We start from the raw sequence: 5,099 nt of genomic DNA on the forward strand, positions 1-5,099 counted from the left end.
GTATTGATGTCCTGTATAAATTATTCTTCTTACTAATTAATTTGTGAATATAAATTTTTAGGGACCCCAATGAAAACAAGCATTTTATCTGCAGCTCTACTAATCACTTTAACTGGATGTGGCGGAGGAGGCTCATCGACTCCCGCGAAAAAACCAACAGTTAAGCCAACGCAAAAGCCAGTGGTATTTATCTCTAAATGTTCGCAACCCTTACAAGGGGATACAGCCTTAACCTTCAAGATTAAGGGTACAATAGCGAGTGTCAATGGCGTTGCATGTAGTGGTAGCCCCAAAGCATTTGACGATATGATCAAAGCTCACCCGAATACAAAAACGCTGAACTTCATCGATATGGGTGGCTCTATGAATGATGATGCCAACATTCAACTAGCGTACAAAGTAAGAGCGAAAAAATTAAACACGTACATTAGCTCTATTGGACATGTCGCTTCGGGGGGAACTGACCTTTTCGCTGCGGGTGTGAAAAGAACGATTGAACCAGGTGCTCGATTAGGCGTTCACTCATGGGCACAAGGGTCTTTACAAGGGGCTTCATTGCCTGTTGGTCATAGTGAGCATAAACCCTACATTGATTATTATAAAAAGATGGGATTACCAGATCCGAGCGGCTTCTACTGGTTTACACTGAAAGCTGCTCCGGCTCAAGGAATGCATTATATGACTCCTGCTGAAGTATCTAAGTATGGTTTGGCGTCTGTAATGACGGGTGTTACAAAAGACCTACGAGCAAATTACACTCCTAAAAACAGCCTTTTGAACAACAACCTGTTAGACGTTGTTAGTGATAGTCTGAAAGCTGTAGCCGTTGAAAACCACGTAAGAAGCAGTGTCTATGTGCTCGACCATGTCTCCACACTTCTATTTAAGCGTTTCAATGTATCAAATAGAGACGAGTTAATCACTTACATAAAGCTCAATGGGAAACTCGACCCCGCAACGAAATCTTACGTCTTCGCAGCCACGTCAGACAAACCTGCGACGATCTATAACTCAAACAAAGATGTAATTCATTCATCTTACAGCTCCAATAGTAAGTATAAGATCCAAGCTAAACCTTTAATTGAAACTGGCTTGACGATACAAGACTATGGCGTCGAAGACACAACAACAAGTGTTCAAGTCGTATTAAATAGAAGTGATGTCAAAGTTACCGTAGGAAGTGAAGAGTTTTCTCTAACCAAAGCCTCTTCAAAAAATAAAATAAACCATTGCAAAATGGATAGCGCAGCGAATTCATCAGGTCACTTAGTAACGATTGCAAACTGTACAGAAAGCCGCCTTCAAGGTGACGTGGTACAATTGGTGAATTACAAGCGAACGACAAAAACACCCTTAATTGGTGGAACTCCCTCAGTAAAGAACTCCATTACTAAGACCGAGAACTTTGAATTCAATGCTAAGCAAAGTACGCTAATTACTAAGTAATTTTACAATGTGTAAAAAAAAGCCCTACTTAACATAAGTAGGGCTTCATCTTTATTTATTCTGCTTAAGTTTCATTTAAGCTGTCCAGACTAAATTAGTCAGCCTTGCGTACCAAAAAGTGATCGAGCATAATTTTTTCACCTGTACTTTGAAGAGGCTTGAATTCAATGACTAACTGATCGCCTTTCTGTTCAAATGCATTCACTTTCAAAAACAGACTTTCTTTGTCCGCTTTAATGTTATGAGCGACCTGACGACCATTAACAAACACATCAAATGCAGGCGCTTTAGAATTTACAGGTATCACTGTTTCAAAAGTGTACTTTTCCCCTTCTATCGCATAAGCGGTGTTATAAATACCACCATCCGCCGTCCAGTAAGTCGCATTGAAGTCCATACTTCCCGCTTTCCAGTAGCTGTAAAACGCGTGAAGATCTTCAATGTCATTCTGAGTTGTTGACGTCCATTTTACATCAGCAAGATTTACAGGTTTCGTATAGCTAAAACCATGCTCTTGCATGTCACTTTGTAATGAATCCAATCTTCCCAAAACATCATCGAAGGTATCTTGCCAACCAAGCTCACCATAATATTGAAGCCCTATCTCCCCAATAATATAAAACTCACCATCTCTCTCAATCGTGATACCAGAACCTGAATCCCCATGGATAATTAACCACTGCAAGTTACTTTGAGGCATGATCACTGGGTCATATTTGTACTCAGCTAACCATTTTTTGTCTGTGTCGTTGTACTTAACAAACTTTTTGCCACCATTACGTCCGTTATAGTTGCCAAAGCCAACGCTATTTACTTCATAGACTTCTGAATGATCAAACATCCCTTTCTCGGGCAACTTCGCCGGCTTGATACCGGTGATAGGCGTATCTAAGCGCACCAAAGCGAAGTCGTAAATACCATCGGTAAATTCATACTCCCCCCACTCACCATCAGGGTCAGTAGTCGCACGTGACGTATGAACAACATTGTACTTACCATTCTTATCTTTTTCATAAGAAGAACAAGTTACCGCATTTTCATATCCTTCACTTTTTGAACCTGACACATGATTTGCTGTGATAACCCAATACGGGTCGATTAAAGTGGCCGACCCTGCATTCATGTGGCAAGCAAAATCAAATTGAGTTTGTAAGGCAAACGCTTTGTGTTGAGTAACCGAGCGATCCATCTTGCCTATGCCCGCCTGCGCTGAAAAAGTAGCAACGATCGCTGATGCCAAAATAATTTTTTTCATGTTACTGAGCCTCTATCAATTGGATAGCTTCAATAGCGTGGTAACCCTGTCTAGCTTCAAAGTCGAACTGTCTATGTTGACGTGTATAAGTGATTTCGACGATATCATCAGGAGATTGGGATTCGAAAACTATCGTATTTTTGACACTGGTCATGTGAAAGGAGATATCATTTTTAATAGTGATACATTGCTTTTTAACACATGCGGTTACATCAGCAGAAGAGAGCCAATTGTGTGTATAAAGCTCTACAGAAAATCGCCCGCCTTTACCTGGCTGAACGTCAAAAGAGAAACCACTAGTGCCGACAAGTAAACCAGAGAAAGCTAGCTCTTGGTTGTAATCTGTAGAATCACCACCCTGCCAGTAATAACGGTTACCAATTGCGTTTTTGGTCTCTGAATTAACAACTTGTCGTAATTCACCAATAACATTTACGTCACTAATTAAGGTACTATTGGGTTTGTCTTTTCTTTGATGCTCTCCATATAAGAAAACCCAATCTAAGCCATTTAAGTCAACGTCTCTTGCGTAACGATACTTGCCATCATTAAGTTCATAACCGATGAACTCACTAGCGATCGACAAAGTATCTGTACCAATTTCTGAAACATTACTTAATTTATTTAAATCGACCTCAATCTCACTGGCCGCTGCATTAGTTGTTAGTAATGCCAACATGCAGAGGTTCAATTTTGCACATTTTAATCTCATATTTTCGCCTCAGTATTAGTTCCAAGTAATTGTAGGCTAAAGATAAGTTGAAAATGTAAGGTGCTGTAAGGGCTTTGTTCATCACGATTCAAACCTCACCGACTGATAGCTGGCACGAATAACCATAAACCCAACCATACCAATAGTTAATGATGATAAATTGCGTTTGCCAAGCTTTTGACTAAAGGTGATTTACTTTCCAAGTAGTGATTAGATACTCCTTACATGTGCTTACAACAGGTATGGATAATAATTGTATTTCATCAAGGATTTCTATTTCACGACGATAACAGCGATGCCTACGCAATTCCGTTTCATGTATACAACGAAAAAGCCCCACCAAATCATGGAGGGGCTCTGAAAGATCATTTTTGTGTACTCAAAAACTTAGTCGACATCTTGGTCGATAGCGTATTTTATCGCGAGACCGCAGATTGCCATCATAACGAATGGGATTGCGGCAGTCGTGTATTCTGCCCATGCCATATCAGCGAATGCTTTTGCCAGTAGTACGTGGCCGAGGATTAACAGAAGTGCACACACAATAGCAACGATAATCAACTTAACTTCGTTACCCATAGTCATTTTCAACATAACGGTATCTCCAATATTTGGTCTATCGATATTGAATCACAACTCGCTGGTCAAGAAGGCGTACAGTTGCATCGGAATCAGTCCGTACAGTTGGAATCATTGTCTTTTTTATGAGTGACTTACGGTTTTACGAGTGCGTAAGTTGACGCGCAAGCTTACCAAGTAAGATCAGCGCTTGCTCTTTCTCTGCTGTGAGTTCATAAGAGAAGTTCAATCTAATCGCGTTGTCTACTCTGCCCAACTCGCTAAAGAGGTCTCCAGAGGCGACGCTAATGCCTTGAGCAATCGCTAACTGATGGAATTGTTGACTGTCGAATTTGGCAGAAAAACGAATCCATACAAAGTAGCCACCAGCTGGGTCTTCTATCTCGATGGAATGTGGGAAATATTGCTTAATGACCTCTATAAATCGCTTTTTTCTCATTAGAAGATTTTTACGCAATTTACGAAGGTGATTGTCGTAGCTTTCGTGTGTCAAGAAGTGCGCGACACCAAGCTGCACAGGAGCACTACTCGACAGCGTAGAAAGAAGCTGAAGTTTTTGAATCGCATCGTTAAAACGCGAACTCACCACCCAACCAACACGATAGCCAGGGCATAAACTCTTAGAGTAAGAGCCGCATAGCAACACTAAGTCTGTTTTATCAAATGCTTTTAGCGGTTTAGGTTTATGCCCTTCGAAATATAGGTCGCCGTAAACATCATCTTCGATAATATAAGTCTTGTATTGTTCAGCAACCTCAACCACTCGGCGCTTCGCATCTTCAGACAAACTTGTCCCTGTCGGGTTTTGAAACGTCGTCATCAGCCAACACGCTTTCACATCCTGGTTTTGTAGTGCGCTTTCAAACTGCTCAATATTCAATCCATTGATTGGACAAACATCCACTTCGATAGGGTTGAGTCCTAACCTCTCGACAGCTTGCAGAGCACCATAGAAAGCAGGAGATTCAATCACAACGTAGTCACCGGGCTTGGTTACAGTTTGAAGGCTCAAGTTAAGCGCTTCCATAGCACCAGAAGTAATCACGATATCTTGATGGTTGACGGTAATACCTTGCTGCAGGTAACGTTGAGCAATTTGTCTTCTTA

General features: G+C 41.0%; 5 protein-coding genes. 1 reads left to right on the plus strand and 4 read right to left on the minus strand.

Going from position 1 to position 5,099, the window contains the following annotated elements; genetic code table 11:
• Window positions 1–69 precede the first annotated feature (69 nt).
• The gene (locus AB4496_RS19310) at window positions 70–1,446 is read left to right on the plus strand and encodes a hypothetical protein (RefSeq protein ID WP_102258599.1); all 1,377 of its coding nucleotides are present in this window, start codon (window positions 70–72) and stop codon (window positions 1,444–1,446) included.
• A 94-nt stretch (window positions 1,447–1,540) separates the two neighbouring features.
• Here AB4496_RS19310 and AB4496_RS19315 read toward each other — a convergent pair whose 3' ends face one another.
• The 4 genes from AB4496_RS19315 to AB4496_RS19330 all read right to left on the minus strand — a co-directional run.
• Window positions 1,541–2,701 (minus strand): serine protease, encoded by a 1,161-nt coding sequence (locus AB4496_RS19315; RefSeq protein ID WP_102258600.1) that lies wholly within the window; start codon window positions 2,699–2,701, stop codon window positions 1,541–1,543.
• A gap of 1 nt (window position 2,702) precedes the next feature.
• Window positions 2,703–3,380, minus strand: coding sequence for a hypothetical protein (locus AB4496_RS19320; protein ID WP_009847046.1), 678 nt, complete (start codon window positions 3,378–3,380; stop codon window positions 2,703–2,705).
• A gap of 420 nt (window positions 3,381–3,800) precedes the next feature.
• Window positions 3,801–4,007: a hypothetical protein gene (locus AB4496_RS19325; protein ID WP_004734707.1), complete on the minus strand. Its 207-nt coding sequence runs from the start codon at window positions 4,005–4,007 to the stop codon at window positions 3,801–3,803.
• Between the two features lie 127 nt (window positions 4,008–4,134).
• Window positions 4,135–5,099 (minus strand): PLP-dependent aminotransferase family protein (locus AB4496_RS19330; RefSeq protein ID WP_372131658.1); only part of this gene is annotated, 965 nt, incomplete at its 5' end.

This window comes from Vibrio sp. 10N.222.46.A1 (genome assembly GCF_041473595.1).
GTDB classification, from domain to species: domain Bacteria; phylum Pseudomonadota; class Gammaproteobacteria; order Enterobacterales; family Vibrionaceae; genus Vibrio; species Vibrio tasmaniensis_A.